Source organism: Streptomyces sp. A01 (assembly GCF_059026195.1).
Genome location: NZ_JBWLKN010000001.1, coordinates 422,608 through 439,259 on the forward strand (window position 1 = coordinate 422,608; position 16,652 = coordinate 439,259).

13 protein-coding genes are annotated in these 16,652 nt (G+C 72.5%); 8 read left to right on the plus strand and 5 right to left on the minus strand.

All coding sequences use genetic code 11. The features are described from left to right. Positions 1-1,054 precede the first annotated feature (1,054 nt). Positions 1,055-3,397 (plus strand): glycosyltransferase, encoded by a 2,343-nt coding sequence (locus AC5P1B_RS01705; RefSeq protein WP_493884315.1) that lies wholly within the window; start codon positions 1,055-1,057, stop codon positions 3,395-3,397. After that, entirely contained in the window at positions 3,394-4,731 is a 1,338-nt protein-coding gene (locus AC5P1B_RS01710) for an acyltransferase family protein (RefSeq protein ID WP_493884316.1), read from the plus strand. The genes AC5P1B_RS01705 and AC5P1B_RS01710 overlap by 4 nt, the downstream gene beginning before the upstream one ends. Positions 4,732-5,144: 413 nt before the next feature. Here AC5P1B_RS01710 and bioD read toward each other — a convergent pair whose 3' ends face one another. The 3 genes from bioD to bioB all read right to left on the minus strand — a co-directional run bounded on the left by bioD (position 5,145) and on the right by bioB (position 8,505). After that, positions 5,145-5,876, minus strand: coding sequence for a dethiobiotin synthase (gene bioD / locus AC5P1B_RS01715; protein ID WP_493884317.1), 732 nt, complete (start codon positions 5,874-5,876; stop codon positions 5,145-5,147). Between the two features lie 66 nt (positions 5,877-5,942). After that, complete coding sequence (locus AC5P1B_RS01720) at positions 5,943-7,256, minus strand: adenosylmethionine--8-amino-7-oxononanoate transaminase (RefSeq protein ID WP_493884318.1); 1,314 nt, start codon at positions 7,254-7,256, stop codon at positions 5,943-5,945. Further along, positions 7,249-8,505, minus strand: coding sequence for a biotin synthase BioB (gene bioB / locus AC5P1B_RS01725; protein ID WP_493884319.1), 1,257 nt, complete (start codon positions 8,503-8,505; stop codon positions 7,249-7,251). The genes AC5P1B_RS01720 and bioB overlap by 8 nt, the downstream gene beginning before the upstream one ends. Positions 8,506-8,652: 147 nt before the next feature. Here bioB and AC5P1B_RS01730 point away from each other — a divergent pair, with 147 nt between their 5' ends. Both AC5P1B_RS01730 and AC5P1B_RS01735 read left to right on the plus strand, forming a co-directional pair. Beyond that, positions 8,653-9,822 (plus strand): 8-amino-7-oxononanoate synthase, encoded by a 1,170-nt coding sequence (locus tag AC5P1B_RS01730; protein ID WP_493884320.1) that lies wholly within the window; start codon positions 8,653-8,655, stop codon positions 9,820-9,822. Between the two features lie 376 nt (positions 9,823-10,198). Further along, positions 10,199-10,630: an ATP-binding protein gene (locus AC5P1B_RS01735; RefSeq protein ID WP_493884321.1), complete on the plus strand. Its 432-nt coding sequence runs from the start codon at positions 10,199-10,201 to the stop codon at positions 10,628-10,630. 125 nt (positions 10,631-10,755) lie between these two features. Here AC5P1B_RS01735 and AC5P1B_RS01740 read toward each other — a convergent pair whose 3' ends face one another. Next, entirely contained in the window at positions 10,756-11,235 is a 480-nt protein-coding gene (locus AC5P1B_RS01740) for a C40 family peptidase (protein WP_493884322.1), read from the minus strand. Positions 11,236-12,016: 781 nt separating this feature from the next. Next, positions 12,017-12,970, minus strand: coding sequence for a M28 family metallopeptidase (locus AC5P1B_RS01745; RefSeq protein WP_493884323.1), 954 nt, complete (start codon positions 12,968-12,970; stop codon positions 12,017-12,019). A gap of 397 nt (positions 12,971-13,367) precedes the next feature. Between AC5P1B_RS01745 and AC5P1B_RS01750 the strand changes: the two genes are divergently transcribed. Genes AC5P1B_RS01750 through AC5P1B_RS01765 form a run of 4 tightly spaced genes read left to right on the plus strand, consistent with a single transcriptional unit; the run spans position 13,368 to position 16,534 of the window. Further along, positions 13,368-13,670, plus strand: a complete 303-nt coding sequence (locus AC5P1B_RS01750) for an urease subunit gamma (RefSeq protein WP_493884324.1) — start codon at positions 13,368-13,370, stop codon at positions 13,668-13,670. Between the two features lie 17 nt (positions 13,671-13,687). Then, the gene (locus AC5P1B_RS01755; RefSeq protein WP_493884490.1) at positions 13,688-13,999 is read left to right on the plus strand and encodes an urease subunit beta; all 312 of its coding nucleotides are present in this window, start codon (positions 13,688-13,690) and stop codon (positions 13,997-13,999) included. Then, positions 13,992-15,713 (plus strand): urease subunit alpha, encoded by a 1,722-nt coding sequence (locus AC5P1B_RS01760; RefSeq protein ID WP_493884325.1) that lies wholly within the window; start codon positions 13,992-13,994, stop codon positions 15,711-15,713. Before AC5P1B_RS01755 ends, AC5P1B_RS01760 begins: the two co-directional genes overlap by 8 nt. A 17-nt stretch (positions 15,714-15,730) precedes the next feature. Next, complete coding sequence (locus tag AC5P1B_RS01765) at positions 15,731-16,534, plus strand: urease accessory protein UreF (RefSeq protein WP_493884326.1); 804 nt, start codon at positions 15,731-15,733, stop codon at positions 16,532-16,534. The last annotated feature ends 118 nt before the right edge of the window (positions 16,535-16,652 follow it).

Genomic DNA, 16,652 nt, shown 5'->3' on the forward strand with positions numbered 1-16,652 from the left:
GACATATAACCGTGCGGCCTGACATATCCGGCCAGCACGTGAGAATAGAAGGAGAATCCGTATCTTTCCCGTTTCCGGTACGGGTCGGCCTTGAGCCGATGACGCCGTCGACCGCCGAGACCGGATCGCCCGTGCGTCACCGCACGGCCTACGTGGCCGCGTCACCCCGCGAAGGCAGCGCAAGGGCCCGTCCGGCCGTGCGTACGGCGGGCCGCCGGGCCACCGGCTGTCCAGCCGCACCAGCCGAGCACACCGCCGCCGAGCGCCCTGACCATGCTGAGCGCGCTGACCAGGCGCCGGACAGCCAGTTCCGGGGCGAGTTGACGCGCGGACGGCGCATGAACCCCCGACCGGCCGCGGAGAGACCCGCGCCGCGCGGCCCGGCCGTGACGTGTCCGGCGGGCAGCCCACCGGTGCTCAGCGGGCCGGGCGCGAGCAGACCCGCCGCGTGCAGACCGGCCGGGGACAGATCTGGCGGGGGCAGAGCCGCCAGAGCCGCGGCGGGACATCTCTTCGCCGGGCACCCCTGTCCGGCTCCCGCGTCCCGCGGCTGAGCCGTACGTCCGTCGCCCACGGCGTCCGCCGAACGTCCGGATCACCGAGCAGCACAGCCCGGGCTGTGCCATGCCCGCACGCGGTGCGTTCGCGCCGCGGAGACGGCGTTCCCGGCGGAACCGGGCCGCGACATGACCAGCGGTCACCGGTGAACGGGGAGCCGTCCGCGGCAATGACGCCGCATGGGCACAGGCTCTTCGCCACGCCACGCGCCGGTAGGCACCGGCGTCACGCGCCGGTACGCACCGCCCGTGCGGCCACCGGACGCCGGGGTGCGCGCGGTCACCGGCGCCGGCCGCTCGCGGCCGCACGGCCGGAGGCCACGGACGTACGCGCATCCGCTTCTCGCCGCCCCGCGCGGCTTTCGACTGTGCACAACCCGTCAGGGCCGCCCAGGGAGGCAGGCGGCCCGGCCGCCCCACGGCGACCGCGCCGCGTCCCCGTGGCGTGGCGGCCCGGCGGGTCATCGCATGCCCCCTGGACGGAAGGACACCCTCAGGTGCTCACTTCGCACCAAGCAAGCTCACCGGATACCCCGCCGGCACCAGACGAGCCACCGCACGGCACGCCCCGCACCAGCGGCCATGTGCTGGCCGTCGGAACGCCAGGACCCCGCCTTGAGCGGCTGACGCAGACGCTGCTGTCCACCGGCCACGAGGTGAGTCACGCCACCCCGGCCGAGGTCGGGCACCGCGTCCAGCACGCGCCCCCGGACGCGATCGTCGCCCTCGACGGCCCGCAGGACGGGCACGACGTCGTCAGCGAGGTGCGCGCGGTGCCCGCCGGGCGGGCGCTGCCGCTGCTGATGGTCACCGCCACCGCCGGGTCGGCCGGTGTGGTGGACGTCCTGCGGCACGGCGCCGACGACTGCGTACCGGAGACCTCCGACCCGGTGGAGCTGTCGGCCCGGATCGAGGCCAAGCTGCGCCGGGTCCCGGTTCCCGTCGAGAACCTGCTCCTCGACCCGCGCACCGGCCTGTACTCCAGCCCCCACTTCCTCGACGAGTTGGAGCGGGAGCTCCAGCGGCCCCAAGCGGGCCGCCGCGCCGGAGTGATGGCCGTGGTCGGCGTCGCCGAGATGGCCACCCTGGAACGGCGGCTCGGCCACCGGGTGCGCCGCGAGGTCGCCGAACGGCTCGCGGGCGTGGCCGAGCGCCTGGGCAGCCCCTGCGACCGGCTCGGCTGGGACGAGGACGGCCATCTGCTGCTGCTGATGCCGGGCGTGGACGAGGAGACGGCTCGCCGTTCCCTCCAGGAGTTCGCCAACCATGTGGCGGGCACCCGGTTCATCGTCGCGGATGAGAACGTGCGACTGACCCCCGCGGTCGGCTGGACCTCGCTCGCGGGGTGCGCCGACCGCAAGCAGGCCGTGGCGAAGGCCGAGGACGCGGTGGCGGAGGCGCTGCGCCACGGCGATCTGCGGCCGGTGCTGTACGCGCCGTGGATGCGCGGGGCCCCGCACCGGCGCCCGCGCCGCAGCCTCGGCGCGGCGATCCGCGCCCTGCTGGGCGCGGTGTCCCCGCTGGTGGTGCTGGCGCTCGGGGTCGGCGTGCCGTTCATGGTCTACCAGCAGGCGTACGAGAGAGGCTGGGACGTCGGTTCGTCCGTGTACTGGGTGGTGGTCGCCGGGCTGCTGATCTCCGCCGTGCTGATCGTGCTGGAGTGCCTGTACTCGCTCGACGCGAAGCCCCGGCCGGAGAGCCCCGGGCAGCCGTACCCGCCGGCCAGCGCCGTCATCGCCGCCTACCTGCCCAATGAGGCGGCCACGATCGTGGACACCGTCGAGTCGTTCCTCCAGCTCGACTACCCCAACGAGCTGGAGATCGTGCTGGCGTACAACACGCCGACTCCGCTGCCCGTCGAGGACACCCTGCGCGAGATCGCGCGCCGCGACCCCCGGCTGGTGCTGCTGCGGGTGGAGGGCAGCACGTCCAAGGCGCAGAACGTCAACGCGGCGGCCACGCGGGTACGCGGCGAGTTCGTCGGTATCTTCGACGCCGACCACCACCCGGCGGCCGACGCCTTCCAGCGCGCCTGGCACTGGCTGTCAAACGGCTACGACGTCGTTCAGGGCCACTGCGTGATACGTAACGGCGACAGCTCCTGGGTCGCGAAGCTGGTGGCGGTCGAGTTCGAGGCGATCTACGCGGTCAGCCATCCGGGCCGTACCCGGCTGTACGGATTCGGGGTGTTCGGCGGCTCGAACGGCTTCTGGCGTACGGACCTGCTCGCGCGGACCCGGATGCGCGGTTCGATGCTGACCGAGGACATCGACTCCACGATGCGCGCGCTGAACGAGGGCGCGCGGTTCGCGATGGACCGCACCCTGATCTCCCGTGAGCTGGCGCCCACCCTGCTGAAGCCGCTGTGGAACCAGCGCTCCCGCTGGGCGCAGGGCTGGCTCCAGGTCTCCATCAAGCACCTGTGGCGGGGCCTGCGTTCCCCGGTGTTCACCTTCCGGCAGAAGCTGGGGCTGTTCGTGCTGCTCGGGTGGCGTGAGGTGCAGCCGTGGCTGACGTTGCAGATCCTGCCCATCCTCCTCTACTCCATCTGGCGCGCGGGCGGCCCCGGCAAGCTCGACTGGGCGGTGCCGGTGTGCGTGCTGGCGATGCTGTTCACCCTGTCGGCCGGGCTGGTGCAGGCGTTGTTCGCCTGGCGGCTGGCGGTGCCCGAACTCCGCCGACGCCGCCGCTGGTTCTGGCGATATCTCTTCGTATCCACCTTTTTCTATTCTCATTTCAAGAACATGGTGGCCCGGCACGCACACATGAGTGAGGCGCTGGGGGACCGCCAGTGGCGGGTCACCCCGAGGGCGGCGGCGAAGGCGGTGGCCCGCTCGTGACCATCCCCTCACCCCGCATCGAATCGGGCCCCGCCACCACCGCACCGCCGACGGCGCGTACCACCTCGGCCGCGTCGGCTCGTACGGTCGCTGCCGACGCTCCCAGCTCCGGAGCCGGAGCGCCCACGCGTGGCAGGGCTGCCGCCGACGGCGCCGCCGCGGCGGCGTCAGCGCGCCGCAGCGCCAAGGAGATCCAGAGTTTCCGCGGGCTCGCCGCGCTGAGCACGGTGTTTTTCCATGTCTGGCAGCAGTACTACACCTACGACGCGAACGGCTCGCACCCCCCGCTGGACAATCGTTTCCTCGGGGCCCTGATATCCCTTGAAGTGATCGACTTCTTCTTCGTCCTGTCCGCGTATCTGCTGACCGTGTCGTACGCGCGCGCCGCCATCGACCAGGGCCCTGCCCGGCCGGCCCGGCTGTTCCTGTTCCGGCGCGCGATCCGCGTCCTGCCGTTGTACTTCCTCGCCGTGCTCGTCGTCTGGGCGACCCGCAATCCGACCATGCCCGGCGACTGGCGGGACCTGGTCGAGCACCTCACGTTCACGCACGTCTTCGACCAGGACAGGATCTTCTACACCCTGGGTCCCACCTGGTCGCTGTCGCTGGAGATCATGTTCTACGTCGTGCTCGTCGCGCTCGGGCCGCTGGCGGTACGGGCCTGCCGACCGCTGCGGCGGCGCGCCGCGCGGGTGGCGGTGTGCGCCGGAGGGTGCCTGGTGCTGTTCGCCGCGCCGCTGGCGTGGATCGCCGTCGCCCACTACCAGCTCGGTGTGCCGCACACCGACTGGGCGGTGTACTTCGGGCCGCAGGCCCGCTTCGGCGGGTTCGCCGCGGGCATGGGCATGGCCGTGCTGATGGTCGCCCTCGGCGGCCGGGGCCGGATCGGCGCCTGGTGGTCGATGACCCTCTCGGCGGCCTCGGTGACCGGGTTGTTCGCCTTGTCGCTGGTCTCCGAGCCGGAGAACTTCGCGTTCACCTTCTACCACCCGATCGCCAGCCTGCTGTGGGTGGTGCTGCTGTTCAGCACGATCCACGCGGCCCGCCAGGTCGGCTGGCACCGCCTGCTGCACGCCCGCTGGCTGGGTGGCATCGGGCTGGTCAGCTACAGCCTCTTCATCTGGCACGAGCCCGTCATGCTTCAGCTGTACAAGACCGGCGTGCTGCCGGACGGGCAGGGGGCCTTCCCGCTGGCGGCGCTCATCGTCCTGCTGGTGGCGCTGCCCGTCGCGACGCTCAGCTACTGGGTCATCGAGTATCCGTCGAGCCTGCTCGGCAGGTTGCGGGACACCTCAGGGAAACCCCGCGACTTCTACCCGGAGCTCACGCGGTAGCGGCCTCCGGAGCCGTCGCGGCTCGTCCGGCGGCAAGGCGGGCCGGTGACCGGTCCCACCGCCGTGCGCGGCGCGGGGGCCGGTCGCCGGACCCGGCAGCCGGCCCTGGTCGGCGCCGGGCATGAGGAGGCCCCGGCCGAGACGGGGGAGACTCGACCGGGACCGGTTCGGGGGTGCGGACGCCGCTGGTGGCTGTCGCCTCTCGGCGCGAGGCGCGGTGGGGCTTCAGCCGAACGATCTTCCCCACCGGCGATAGTTGAGACCCGGGGACATGTCCCACCACCGGCGCCCGCATCTGGTTGAACGGGGAACTGTGCCGCGATGTTCCCCGTTCATATCCTCGTTTGTCAATGACATAGCCCACTATGCGCCACAGCCCTGGTCCCGGCCACCGCGCCGGGACCAGGAAGAAGTCACACGCCCGCGGACTCCTGGTGCTGAGCGGCGGCGAACCGCCCCGCGTCCCACGTACCGCCGAGGGCCGGGGCCAGCCAGCCACCGGCCGCGGCCCGGAACTCGGCCGGGGACAGCGAACCCGCGTCCTCCGGGATGGACCCCAGCAGCGGAGCACCCGCCGCCTCCGGCAGCCCGGCGAGATTGCAGCGCGTGGCGAGGCCGGGCGAGCGCGGCCAGCTGCCGATGACGACGCCCAGACAGCTCAGCCCGCGGGCGCGCAGCGCCTCGGCCGTCAGCTGCGTCACATTCAGCGTGCCGAGGCCAGCCCGCACCACCACGAGCACCGGGGCGTCCAGCAGCTGCGCCACGTCAGCGAGCGAGGAGCCCGCCTCGTCGAAGTGGACGAGCAGCCCGCCCGCCCCTTCGACCAGCACCAGGTCGTGGCTGGTGGCCAGCTTGCGCGTGGCGCGCTCCACCTCGCGCGGGCGCACCGGGGCGCGCCCGGCGCGGCGGGCCGCCATCGCCGGGGCCAGCGGCTCGGGGAACCGGGCGAGCTCGGAGCCGGTCACGTTGCCCGCGAGCCGTTCCACCTCAGCGATGTCACCCGGCTCGCCCGGGGCGACGCCGGTCTGCGCGGGCTTGAGTACGGCCACCGTGCGGCTCTGCGCCAGGGCCACCGCCGCGACGGCGGCGGTGGTCACGGTCTTGCCGATCTCGGTGTCCGTCCCGCTGACGATCACCGTCGTCATCTGCGTTCCATGCCTTTCTCACGTTCCCGGCCGCCCACGTGATGTGCCGGGGGCGGCCGGGCCTGGTCAGCCCTCGGCGGCGGCGGCGCACACCGCCACCGTGATGCGGGCGATGTCCTCGTCGCTGGTGACGTACGGCGGCATCGCGTAGATGATGTCGCGGAACGGCCGCACCCACACGCCCTTGCGCCACGCGGCCCTGGACGCCGCCACCATCCTCGCCGGGTCCAGCGGGCGGTCCAGCTGGACGACGCCGATCGCGCCGAGCGCCCGCACCTCCCGCACGTGCGGCAGTCCGGCCGCCTCGGCCAGCCCCTCCCGCAGCCCGGCCTCGATCCGCTTCACCTCGCCCTGCCAGTCATGCGAGAGCAGCAGGTCGATCGAGGCGTTCGCGACGGCGGCGGCCAGCGGGTTGGCCATGAAGGTGGGGCCGTGCGCGAGGACGGGCACCTCGCCGCTGGAGATGCCCTCCGCGATCCGTGTCGTACACAGCGTCGCGGCGAGCGTCAGATAGCCGCCGGTCAGCGCCTTGCCCACGCACATCACATCGGGGGAGACCCCGGCGTGCCCGCATCCGAAGAGCGTGCCGGTACGGCCGAAGCCCGTCGCGATCTCGTCGAACACCAGCAGCACGTCGTGCTCGTCGCACGCCTCGCGCAGCGCCCGCAGGTACCCGGGGGAGTGGAACCGCATGCCGCCCGCGTTCTGCACGACCGGCTCCACGATCACCGCGGCCACCTCGTCCGCGTGGCGCCGGATCGTCTCCCGCAGATGCGCCACGTACGACGCGTCGGGCTCGGCGTCGAAACCGGCCGGTGGCGCGTCGGCGAAGACCTGCCGCGGCAGCACCCCCGACCACAGGCCGTGCATCCCGCCGTCCGGGTCGCATACCGACATCGGCTGCCAGGTGTCGCCGTGGTAGCCGCCGCGCCAGGTCAGCAGCCGCTGTTTGGCGGGGCGGCCCACCGACCGCCAGTACTGGAGGCACATCTTCACCGCGACCTCGACCGACACAGAGCCGGAGTCGGTGAAGAAGACATGCTGCAACGGTTCCGGAGTGATCTCGACCAGCCGGGTGGCCAGCCGCACGGCGGGCTCGTGCGTGAGCCCGCCGAACATCACATGACTCATGCGCTCCAGCTGGCCGCGTGCCGCGTCGTTGAGCACCGGGTGGTTGTAGCCGTGGATGGCCGACCACCACGACGACATGCCGTCGATCAGCTCGGTCGATCCCTCCACCGGTGCGGCGAGCCGCAGCCGCACCCCGGCGGCCGACTCCACGACGAGGGGTTCCTCGCGGCCGGGCATCGGGCCGTACGGATGCCACACGTGCTGCCGGTCGAGGGCGAGCAGCTCGCTCGCTGTCATCGGCTCAGGCATTGGGCGGAACCTCGGTACCCGCGCCTCGGCGGCGCACCGCGACGAGGTCGGCATGGGAGCGCCCGGCCGGTCCGGCACCCGGGGCCGACGCCGCCACCGGCTGCGCCGGGGCCTCCGGCGCCGCTTCGGGAGCCTCGGAGGCTTCGTCCGCGCCCCCGTCGCCGCACGGGCCGCAGCCGCCACCGCCACCGCCACCGCCGTCGCCGTGCGAGCCGCAGCCGCCACGCGCGGCGGCGAGCGCGTCGGCCCGGTGCGCGGGCAGCGTCGTCCTGTCGGTGCCCTCCACCTCGAAGCCCGCGTCGGCGATCATCGCCAGGTCGTCCTTGCCCGCCTGGCCCTCGCTGGTCAGGTAGTCGCCGAGGAAGATGGAGTTCACCAGGTGCAGCGCGAGCGGCTGCATCGACCGCAGATGGACCTCACGCCCGCCCGCGAGGCGCACCTCCACATCCGGGCACACGAACCGCACCATGGCGAGGACGCGCAGGCAGCGCTGCGGCGTGAGGTTCCACTCCTTGGCCAGCGGTGTCCCCTCGAAGGGGATGAGGAAATTGACCGGCACCGAGTCGGGGTCGAGCTCACGCAGGGCGAACACCACGTCCACCAGGTCCGCGTCGGTCTCGCCCATCCCGGCGATCAGCCCGGAGCAGGCGGACATGCCCGCCGCCTGCGCCTGCTGCACGGTCTCGACGCGGTCGGCGTAGGTGTGGGTGGTGGTGATGCCGGCGTACGTCGCCTCGGACGTGTTGAGGTTGTGGTTGTACGCGTCGGCGCCCGCGTCCCGCAGCCGCTCCGCCTGCCCGTCGGACAGCAACCCGAGGCAGGCGCACACCTCCACGTCCTCGTTCTGCTCCTTGATGGCCGCGATGGTCTTGGAGACCCGGTCCACGTCCCGGTCGGTGGGTCCGCGCCCACTGGCGACCAGACACACCCGCTTCGCGCCCCCCGCGACACCGGCCGCGGCCGCCTTCGAGGCGTCATCGGGTTTCAGCCAGGTGTACTTCAGGATCTCGGCCTTCGAGCCGAGCCGCTGTGAGCAGTACGAACAGTCCTCGGGGCACAGCCCCGACTTGAGGTTGACGAGGTAGTTGAGCTTCACCCGGCGGCCGAACCATTCACGGCGCACTCGCCCGGCGGCGGCGATGACATCGAGCAGTTCTTCGTCAGAGGTCGCCAACACAGCGAGGGCCTCTTCACGGGTCGGCCGCTCGCGTCGCAACCCCTTGTCCACCAGCGTCTTCAGCAGGTCCATGGCGCTGATCCTGTCCTATCGCGGGCGGTCGCGGCCATGGAGAGACCGCACAACACCGCCGATTCGAGGTGTGTGTATCGCCACACCGTGTCCGGGCGAGCAGACCGTTACGTTCTATGCAAACCCCACCCGAGGCAAGGACCGCCGATGCCGCAGCACCCTTCGCCCGCTCCTGGCGGGCAGGCCACGTTCGACTGGCTGGACTCCGAACGTGCGCGGCGTCAGCGCGCCGGACTTGTCCGCATGTTGCGGCCACGGGCGGCCGACTCGGCACTGCTGGATCTGGCCAGCAACGACTATCTGGGGCTGGCCAGGCACCCCGAGGTCACGGCCGCCGCCGCCGACGCCGCGCACCGCTGGGGCGCGGGCTCCACCGGCTCCCGCCTGGTCACGGGGAGCACCGAACTGCACGCCGAACTGGAGGCGGAACTCGCGGCCTTCTGCGGCGCCGAGGCGGCGCTGGTGTTCTCCTCCGGGTACGCCGCCAACCTCGCGGCCGTCACCGCTCTCAGCGGCCGGGGCACGCTCATCGTCTCCGACGCGGACAACCACGCCTCGCTCATCGACGGCTGCCGCCTCTCCCGTGCCGAGACCGTGGTGGCTGCGCACGCCGACCCCGACGCCGTGCACAAACTGCTCGACCAGCCCGCGGACCGCTACTCCGCGGCGCTCGCCGTCACCGACTCCGTCTTCTCCGTCGACGGTGACGCCGCCCCGCTGCGCGAGCTGGCCGCCGCATGCCGGGCCCGGGGCGCCGGGCTGCTCGTCGACGACGCGCACGGTTTCGGTGTGCTCGGCGACGGAGGCCGCGGCGCGCCGTACGCCGCCGGTCTCGCGGGCGCGCCGGACGTGATCACCACCCTCACGCTGTCGAAGTCCCTGGGCAGCCAGGGCGGCGCCGTCCTCGGCCCCGCCCGGGTCATCGAGCACTTGGTCAACGCCGCCCGCACGTTCATCTTCGACACCGGACTCAACCCGGCCGCCGCCGGTGCGGCGCTCGCGAGCCTGCGCCTGCTGCGCCGCGAGCCCGAGCGCGCCGCGCGCGTACGGGAGGTGGCGGCCGACGTGTACGGGCGGCTGACCGCGGCCGGGCTGTCCGCCGTCCGGCCCGACGGCGCCGTCGTCTCCGTACGGGCCCCTTCGCCCGAGCGGGCGCTGGCCTGGGCGGCGCGGTGCCGCGCGGCGGGCCTGGCGGTCGGCTGCTTCCGGCCGCCGTCGGTGCCGGACGGCGTGTCGCGGCTGCGGATCACCGCACGTGCCGACCTCAGCGACGAGCAGGTCGCGTGGGCGGTCGGCACGATCGCCGACACGGCGTAGCGGCGGGCGCCGCGCCACGCGACGGGCCGGATTCCGGGGCCGCACCCGCCGTGGCCCCGGTCCCGGCGCCGGGCGGCCGGGGCCGCTGGCGGACCGGGTGGTTCCGGCGCGCCGCTCCGGACGCGGGTGGCGCCCATCCGTCAGCGTCCGTGGCCCACTTACGGCGAGGATTCTCCAAATCCGGTCCGCCGTGGAAGAGTTCACTGCTTTGAGCGACAGATACGCGCAGAACCCCAGGTTCGTTTACGACATGGCCGATGCGGGTGGCACCCTGTCCCGACAGCTATCCGAAGCTGCGGAATCCGCGTACGCGTCGTCCTCCGGACGCGCGCGCCTCGGGCCCGTGCCGATCCGGTGGGAAAGGGACAGCGTCGCCATGGCAGACCACCAGGAAGCGTCCGTCACGCTGCCGAGCATCCCGGCCTCGGTCACCGCCGCACGGGGGTACGTCAGCGCCGTGCTCACCGAGTGGGGGCTGTCCCCCGAGGCTGAGGCGGCGGACACGGTGCGGCTGATCGTCTCCGAGCTGGTCACCAACGCCGTGCAGCACACCTGGGGGCTGTCACCGACATTCACCGTGGAGATCGTGCTCCACTGCGATGAGCAGCTGTGGATCGGCGTCACCGACAGCCATCCCCGATGGCCGAGACGGCTGCCCGCCGCGGTCCAGCAGGACAACGGGCGCGGTCTTGTCATCATCCGCTGCCTGCTCGCCGAGTCGGGCGGCGGCCTGTCGGTGACCCGGACCGCTGAGGGTGGCAAGACCGTGTGGGCCGCGATGCCGTGGTCCGCTCCGGTGCGGTGGTGACGGGCCGTCGGCTGCCCTGAGGGGATCGCCGACCAGGGCCGCCGTCGCGCGGGTGGGCCGGTGCCAGGCCGTACGCGCCGCTGACGGGTCCGTTCTGGGGCGCTGCCCGTGGCCGCGCCTCGGCGTCAGCGGACCCGGCCGTAGCTGACGCGCTTGCTCCAGATCCGCTCCAGCCGTACGACGCTGCCCGTCTTCGGCGCGTGCCAGATCCTGCCGCGCCCCGCGTAGATGCCGACGTGGTAGATCGTCCGGCCGGAACGGAAGAACACCAGGTCACCCCGGGTCCGGGAGGACGTGGGGACGCGCCGGGTGTGGTTGTACTGGCTGGCGGCCGTGCGCGGCAGCCGCTTTCCGGCCCGCTTGAACGAGTAGACGGTCAGCCCCGAGCAGTCGAAGCGGTGCGGCCCGGTCGCCCCGTAGCGGTACGGGGCGCCCTGCTTGGCGGCCGCGACGCGCAGCGCCTTGACTCCGGCCGACGCCGCTTCAGCGGATGGCGCCCCCCAGGGCACCAGCAAGGTCGCGGCGAGCGCGGCGGCGGTGAGGACCGAGGCGGCACCGAGGCGGGAGAACAGTCCTGGGACGGTGACTTGTCTTCGCGAGATCATGTGCGACCTTTCGTCAGCCCGCCTGTGCAGGACCGGCTTCCCGGGCTGGACGTCAGCCCCGGAGCCACTCACGCGCTCCTCCACTCCCGCCGGCCCACAGGTATCCACCAGACGCCCGAGCGGCGGCGGGATCAGGCGTCCGCCCGGGCCGCCCCGCCGCTGCCGGCGGGGACTTGTCGTCCCAGAGATCGTTTCGCACGACGCCGGTGATGCCGAATTGAGAGAGCGTCATGTGAGGCTTGTCACCTGTAAACCATTTGGGGGTATGTGTCCGCTCTTCTCGGCCCGCTCATTGCCCCGGTGAGCCGCCGGACCAGCAATGGAGCATACGGGCCGCTACGGAGAGTGAAGCGCGGGCGCAAGTCAGCCGCGTCACGGGGGCTTTACCCGGTACACCGATCGGGGGAGCCCAACTGGGGGCATGCTGTAGCGCGATCGGCGTCACCCGACCGCCTCGGGACGGACGGCCACCCGCCCCGCGCACCGTTCGCCGCCCAGCGCCCGCACCGCGTGCGCCGACGCGTCCGCGCGCATCTCGCTCTCGCCTCCTTCACGCGTCACTGACGGCACGTCGACAGCACGTCGCGCCGCCTGTGGCTTCGGCGGACAGCGTCTGCGCCGCGCGCCGCGGGTTCTTGCCGCGTGCCGGGTGATCCGCCCGAGGCCCGGACACCGAGGCCCGGACACCGAGGCCCGGACACCGAGGCCCGGACACCGAGGCCCGGACACCGATGACCGGCGTCCGGGCTCGCGAGAGCTGACGGTGGCGTGGGGGAGAGGGCTAGGAGCTCAGCTTCCAGACCGCGTTGGCGATCGCGTCGCTGTTGTTGTCGAGCGCGGTGTCGTCGATGTTCTCGGTCGTGTCGCAGGAGGAGTGGTAGCAGGGGTCGAACGCCTCGCCCGCCTTGCCGCCCCAGTTGTCCGCCTGCTTCTGGGACTTCGTCGCCTCCGCGCCGGTGAACAGGCCGCCGACGCGCACGCCCCGCTCCTTGAACGGCGCGTGGTCGGAACGGCCGTCGCCCTCGGTCTCCGGCTCGGTAGCGATGTTCTTCGCCGCGTACCAGTCCTTGAAGACCTTCTCCAGCTCCGGCTCGTCGTCGTAGACGAAGTAGCCCGGGTTGGGTGAGCCGATCATGTCGAAGTTCAGATACGAGTCGATCTTCTTCAGGTCGTCGGCGGCGAGCTTGTCGACGTAGTGCGTCGAGCCGACCATCCCGTACTCCTCGGCGCCCCACCAGGCGAAGCGCAGGTGCTTGGTGGGCTTGTGGTCGGCCTTGGCCACGGCGAGCGCGACTTCGAGGATTCCGGCCGAGCCGGACCCGTTGTCGTTGATGCCGGGACCTTCGCCCACGGAGTCCAGGTGCGAACCGGCCATGACGACCTGGTCCGCGCTGCCGCCGGGCCAGTCGGCGACCAGGTTGTACCCGGTGGTGCCGTTGTAGTCGAACTCCTGGATGGCGGTGGTGAATCCGGCGGCGTCCAGCTTGCCCTTGATGTAGTCCAGGGACGCCTTGTAGCCGGGCTGGCCGTGCGCCCGGTTGCCGCCGTTGCTGGTCGCTATGGTCTGCAGCGACTCCAAGTGGCCCTTGACGGCCTTGACGTCGATGTCCGGTGCGGCGGCCTGGGTGGGGGCGGTCGCCTGGGCGCCGGCGGCGCCGCTGAGCAGGACGGCGGCGAGTGCGGTGCAGGTGCCCGCGGCGAGCGTGGCGCGCCGCAGTGAAGCGTGTCGGTACACGGGTGGCTCCGTAACGGGTGTGGGGGGTGGTGCGGAGCGAATGACGCGGACATGAGGATTAATGCTTTCCTGTTCTTCGTCAAGAGCGATTATCGGACGGAAGGCTCCGGCGGGCGGGGAAGCGCAGGGGCGTGGCGGAAGGTTCCGTTTCCGGCCCGTGAACCCCGTCGGCGGAGAACCCGCTGGTAATCCCCGGGTCGGCCGTCATCGGCGGCCGACGCTCATGGGCGCGCAAAGGGCCAGTTAACGCATCGGAAAAACTCTCGCATTAACGTGCAATCACTGAGCGCGAGCGACGGTTCAGGCGTCAACAGAGTGTTGACGTCGGCTATCGTCCCGCTGCGTTCAGTCCCGTACGCCTCCGGCGGACGGCGCGAGATCGGTGAGGTGGGACAGCGTGCGATTGACCCCGCATGAGCAGGAACGGCTGCTCATCCATGTGGCCGCGGATGTGGCCGAACGGCGCCGGGCCCGCGGAGTACGGCTCAACCACCCCGAGGCCGTCGCGCTCATCACCGCGCACCTGCTCGAAGGCGCGCGTGACGGCCGCTCCGTCGCCGAACTGATGACCTCGGGACGCGCGGTGCTCAGCCGCGCCGACGTCATGGAGGGCATCCCCGAAATGATCCACGAGGTGCAGGTCGAGGCGACCTTCCCCGACGGCACGAAGCTCGTCACCGTCCACGACCCGATCAGCTGATGAGGGGCGAGCCGCCGATGGTTCCCGGAGAGATCCTGTACGCCGACAAGCCCGTACGCCTGAACGAGGGTCGCCCCGTCACCCGGCTCACGGTGCTCAACGCCGCCGACCGTCCCGTCCAGGTCGGCTCGCACTACCACTTCGCCGAGGCCAACCCCGGCCTTGACTTCGACCGCGCGGCCGCACGCGGCAAACGGCTCGACATCGCGGCGGGCACCGCCGTGCGCTTCGAGCCCGGCCTTCCCGTCGAGGTCGCGCTGATCCCGCTGGCGGGCCGCCGGATCGTCGCCGGGCTGCGCGGCGAGACCGGAGGGCCGCTCGATGGCTGAGCTGAGCCGCGTCGCGTACGCGGACCTCTTCGGCCCCACCACCGGGGACCGGGTCCGGCTCGCCGACACCGATCTGCTGATCGAGATCGAGGAAGACCGCAGTGGCGGACCGGGCCGGGCGGGCGAGGAGGCGGTGTTCGGCGGCGGGAAGGTGATCCGCGAGTCCATGGGCCAGTCGCGCGCCACCCGCGCCGAAGGCACCCCCGACACCGTCATCACCGGCGCGGTCATCCTCGACCACTGGGGCATCATCAAGGCCGACCTCGGCATACGCGACGGCCGAATCACCGGCATCGGCAAGGCCGGGAACCCCGACACGATGGACGGCGTACACCCGGCCCTGGTCATCGGCCCGGAGACCGAGATCATCGCGGGCAACGGCAAGATACTCACCGCCGGGGCGATCGACGCCCACGTCCACTTCATCTGCCCCCAGCTCGCCGACGAGGCACTGGCCTCCGGCGTCACCACCCTGGTCGGCGGCGGCACCGGCCCGGCGGAAGGCAGCAAGGCCACCACCGTCACCCCCGGGCCCTGGCACCTCGCCCGGATGTTCGCGGCGATGGAGGCGTACCCCGTCAACATCGGACTGCTGGGCAAGGGCAACACCGTCAGCCGCGAGGCGATGCGCAGTCAGCTGCGCGGCGGCGCCGTCGGCTTCAAGATCCATGAGGACTGGGGGGCGACCCCCGCCGCCATCAGCGCCTGCCTGGAGATATGCGAGGAGAGCGGCGCCCAGCTCGCCATCCACACCGACACCCTCAACGAGGCCGGGTTCGTCGGCGACACCCTCGCCGCCATCGCGGGCCGCACCATCCACGCGTACCACACCGAAGGCGCGGGCGGCGGGCACGCGCCGGACATCATCACCGTGGTCTCCCAGCCGCACGTCCTGCCCAGCTCCACCAACCCGACCCGCCCACACACCGTCAACACCGTCGAGGAACACCTCGACATGCTGATGGTCTGCCACCACCTCAACCCGGCCGTCCCGGAAGACCTGGCGTTCGCCGAGTCCCGCATCCGGCCGACGACCATCGCCGCCGAGGACGTGCTGCACGACCTCGGCGCGATCTCCATCATCTCCTCCGACGCGCAGGCCATGGGCCGCATCGGCGAGGTCATCCTGCGCACCTGGCAGACCGCGCACGTGATGAAGCGGCGGCGCGGTGCGCTCCCCGGTGACGGGGACGCCGACAACCACCGAGCGCGCCGCTACGTCGCCAAATACACCATCAATCCGGCCGTCGCCCAGGGACTCGACGGTGAGATCGGCTCGGTCGAGAACGGCAAACTCGCCGACCTGGTGCTGTGGGACCCGGCGTTCTTCGGCGTCAAGCCGCAGCTGGTCATCAAGGGCGGCCAGATCGCGTACGCGCAGATGGGTGACGCCAACGCGTCCATCCCGACCCCGCAGCCCGTCATGCCGCGCCCCATGTTCGGAGCGATGGGCCGCGCCCCGGCCGCGAACTCGGTCAACTTCGTCACGGCGACCGCCCTCGCCGACGGCCTGCCCGAGCGGCTCGGCCTCGGCAAGGCGTTCCTGCCGATCCGGGACACCCGCGGCCTCACCAAGGCCGACATGCGGGAGAACGCCGCACTGCCGGACGTGCGGGTGGACCCCGACACGTTCACCGTGACCATCGACGGCGACCCCGTGGAGCCCGCCCCCGCGGTGAAACTGCCCATGGCCCAGCGCTACTTCCTGTTCTGATCGCCACGGACATCACGATGGACATCGCCACGGACGCGGACGACGGCAGGAGCGCGACGCGCCGGCCCGCGCCGATCGGACCGGCGACGGAGCAGTCCGGCGAGCGGGCACCGGCGACGGAGCAGCCCGGCGAGCGGGCACCGGCGGCGGCCAGAGCGGCGCTGCTGGTGCTCGCCGACGGGCGGTTCCCCGCCGGTGGGCACGCCCACTCCGCGGGCGCGGAGGCGGCCGTGGCGGCGGGGCGCGTCCACGACGCCGCGTCACTCGCCGCCTTCTGCCACGGCAGGCTGCACACGGCGGGCCTCACCGCCGCCGCGCTCGCCGCCGCCGCGGCCCGGGGCCTTGACCCGCTCGCGCTGGATGAGGCCGCCGACGCCCGCACCCCGTCCCCCGCGCTGCGCACGACCGCGCGGAAGCTCGGCCGTCAGCTGATGCGCGCGGCGCGGGCCAGCTGGCCGTCCCCGGAGCTGGCCGCGCTCGCCGCGGCACGGCCACGCGGCGCTCACCAGCCGGTCGTGCTGGGTCTGGCCGCCGCAGCCGCGGGGCTGAGCCCGCTGGACGCCGCGTACGCCGCGTCGTACGAGTCCGTGAGCGGACCGGCGACCGCCGTGGTCAGGCTGCTGAGCCTCGACCCCTTCGACGCCACCGGAGTCCTCGCCCGGCTGGCCCCCGCACTCGACGACATCGCGGCGCGGGCCGCCGCAGCGGCGGACCGCGCGGTCGGCGAGGGCCTGGACGCACTGCCCGCACCCGGGTCCCCGCTGCTCGACATCGCCGCCGAGCAGCACGCGACGTGGCCCGTCCGGCTCTTCGCCTCCTGACCACCCGCCACCACCCAGGCGGGCCCGCCCCCAGCTCACCCCCCACCCGATCCCCGACACCGCCCTCCCGACACCGCCCCTCCGACACCGACCCCCTGACCCACCCCTTCGACACCGA

Bases quoted from the DNA above. Each gene is read 5' to 3' on its own strand.
- bioD (WP_493884317.1), bottom strand. From the start codon at position 5,876: ATGACGACGGTGATCGTCAGCGGGACGGACACCGAGATCGGCAAGACC.
- AC5P1B_RS01720 (WP_493884318.1), bottom strand. From the start codon at position 7,256: ATGCCTGAGCCGATGACAGCGAGCGAGCTGCTCGCCCTCGACCGGCAG.
- bioB (WP_493884319.1), bottom strand. From the start codon at position 8,505: ATGGACCTGCTGAAGACGCTGGTGGACAAGGGGTTGCGACGCGAGCGG.
- AC5P1B_RS01730 (WP_493884320.1), top strand. From the start codon at position 8,653: ATGCCGCAGCACCCTTCGCCCGCTCCTGGCGGGCAGGCCACGTTCGAC.
- AC5P1B_RS01735 (WP_493884321.1), top strand. From the start codon at position 10,199: ATGGCAGACCACCAGGAAGCGTCCGTCACGCTGCCGAGCATCCCGGCC.
- AC5P1B_RS01740 (WP_493884322.1), bottom strand. From the start codon at position 11,235: ATGATCTCGCGAAGACAAGTCACCGTCCCAGGACTGTTCTCCCGCCTC.
- AC5P1B_RS01755 (WP_493884490.1), top strand. From the start codon at position 13,688: ATGGTTCCCGGAGAGATCCTGTACGCCGACAAGCCCGTACGCCTGAAC.
- AC5P1B_RS01760 (WP_493884325.1), top strand. From the start codon at position 13,992: ATGGCTGAGCTGAGCCGCGTCGCGTACGCGGACCTCTTCGGCCCCACC.
- AC5P1B_RS01765 (WP_493884326.1), top strand. From the start codon at position 15,731: ATGGACATCGCCACGGACGCGGACGACGGCAGGAGCGCGACGCGCCGG.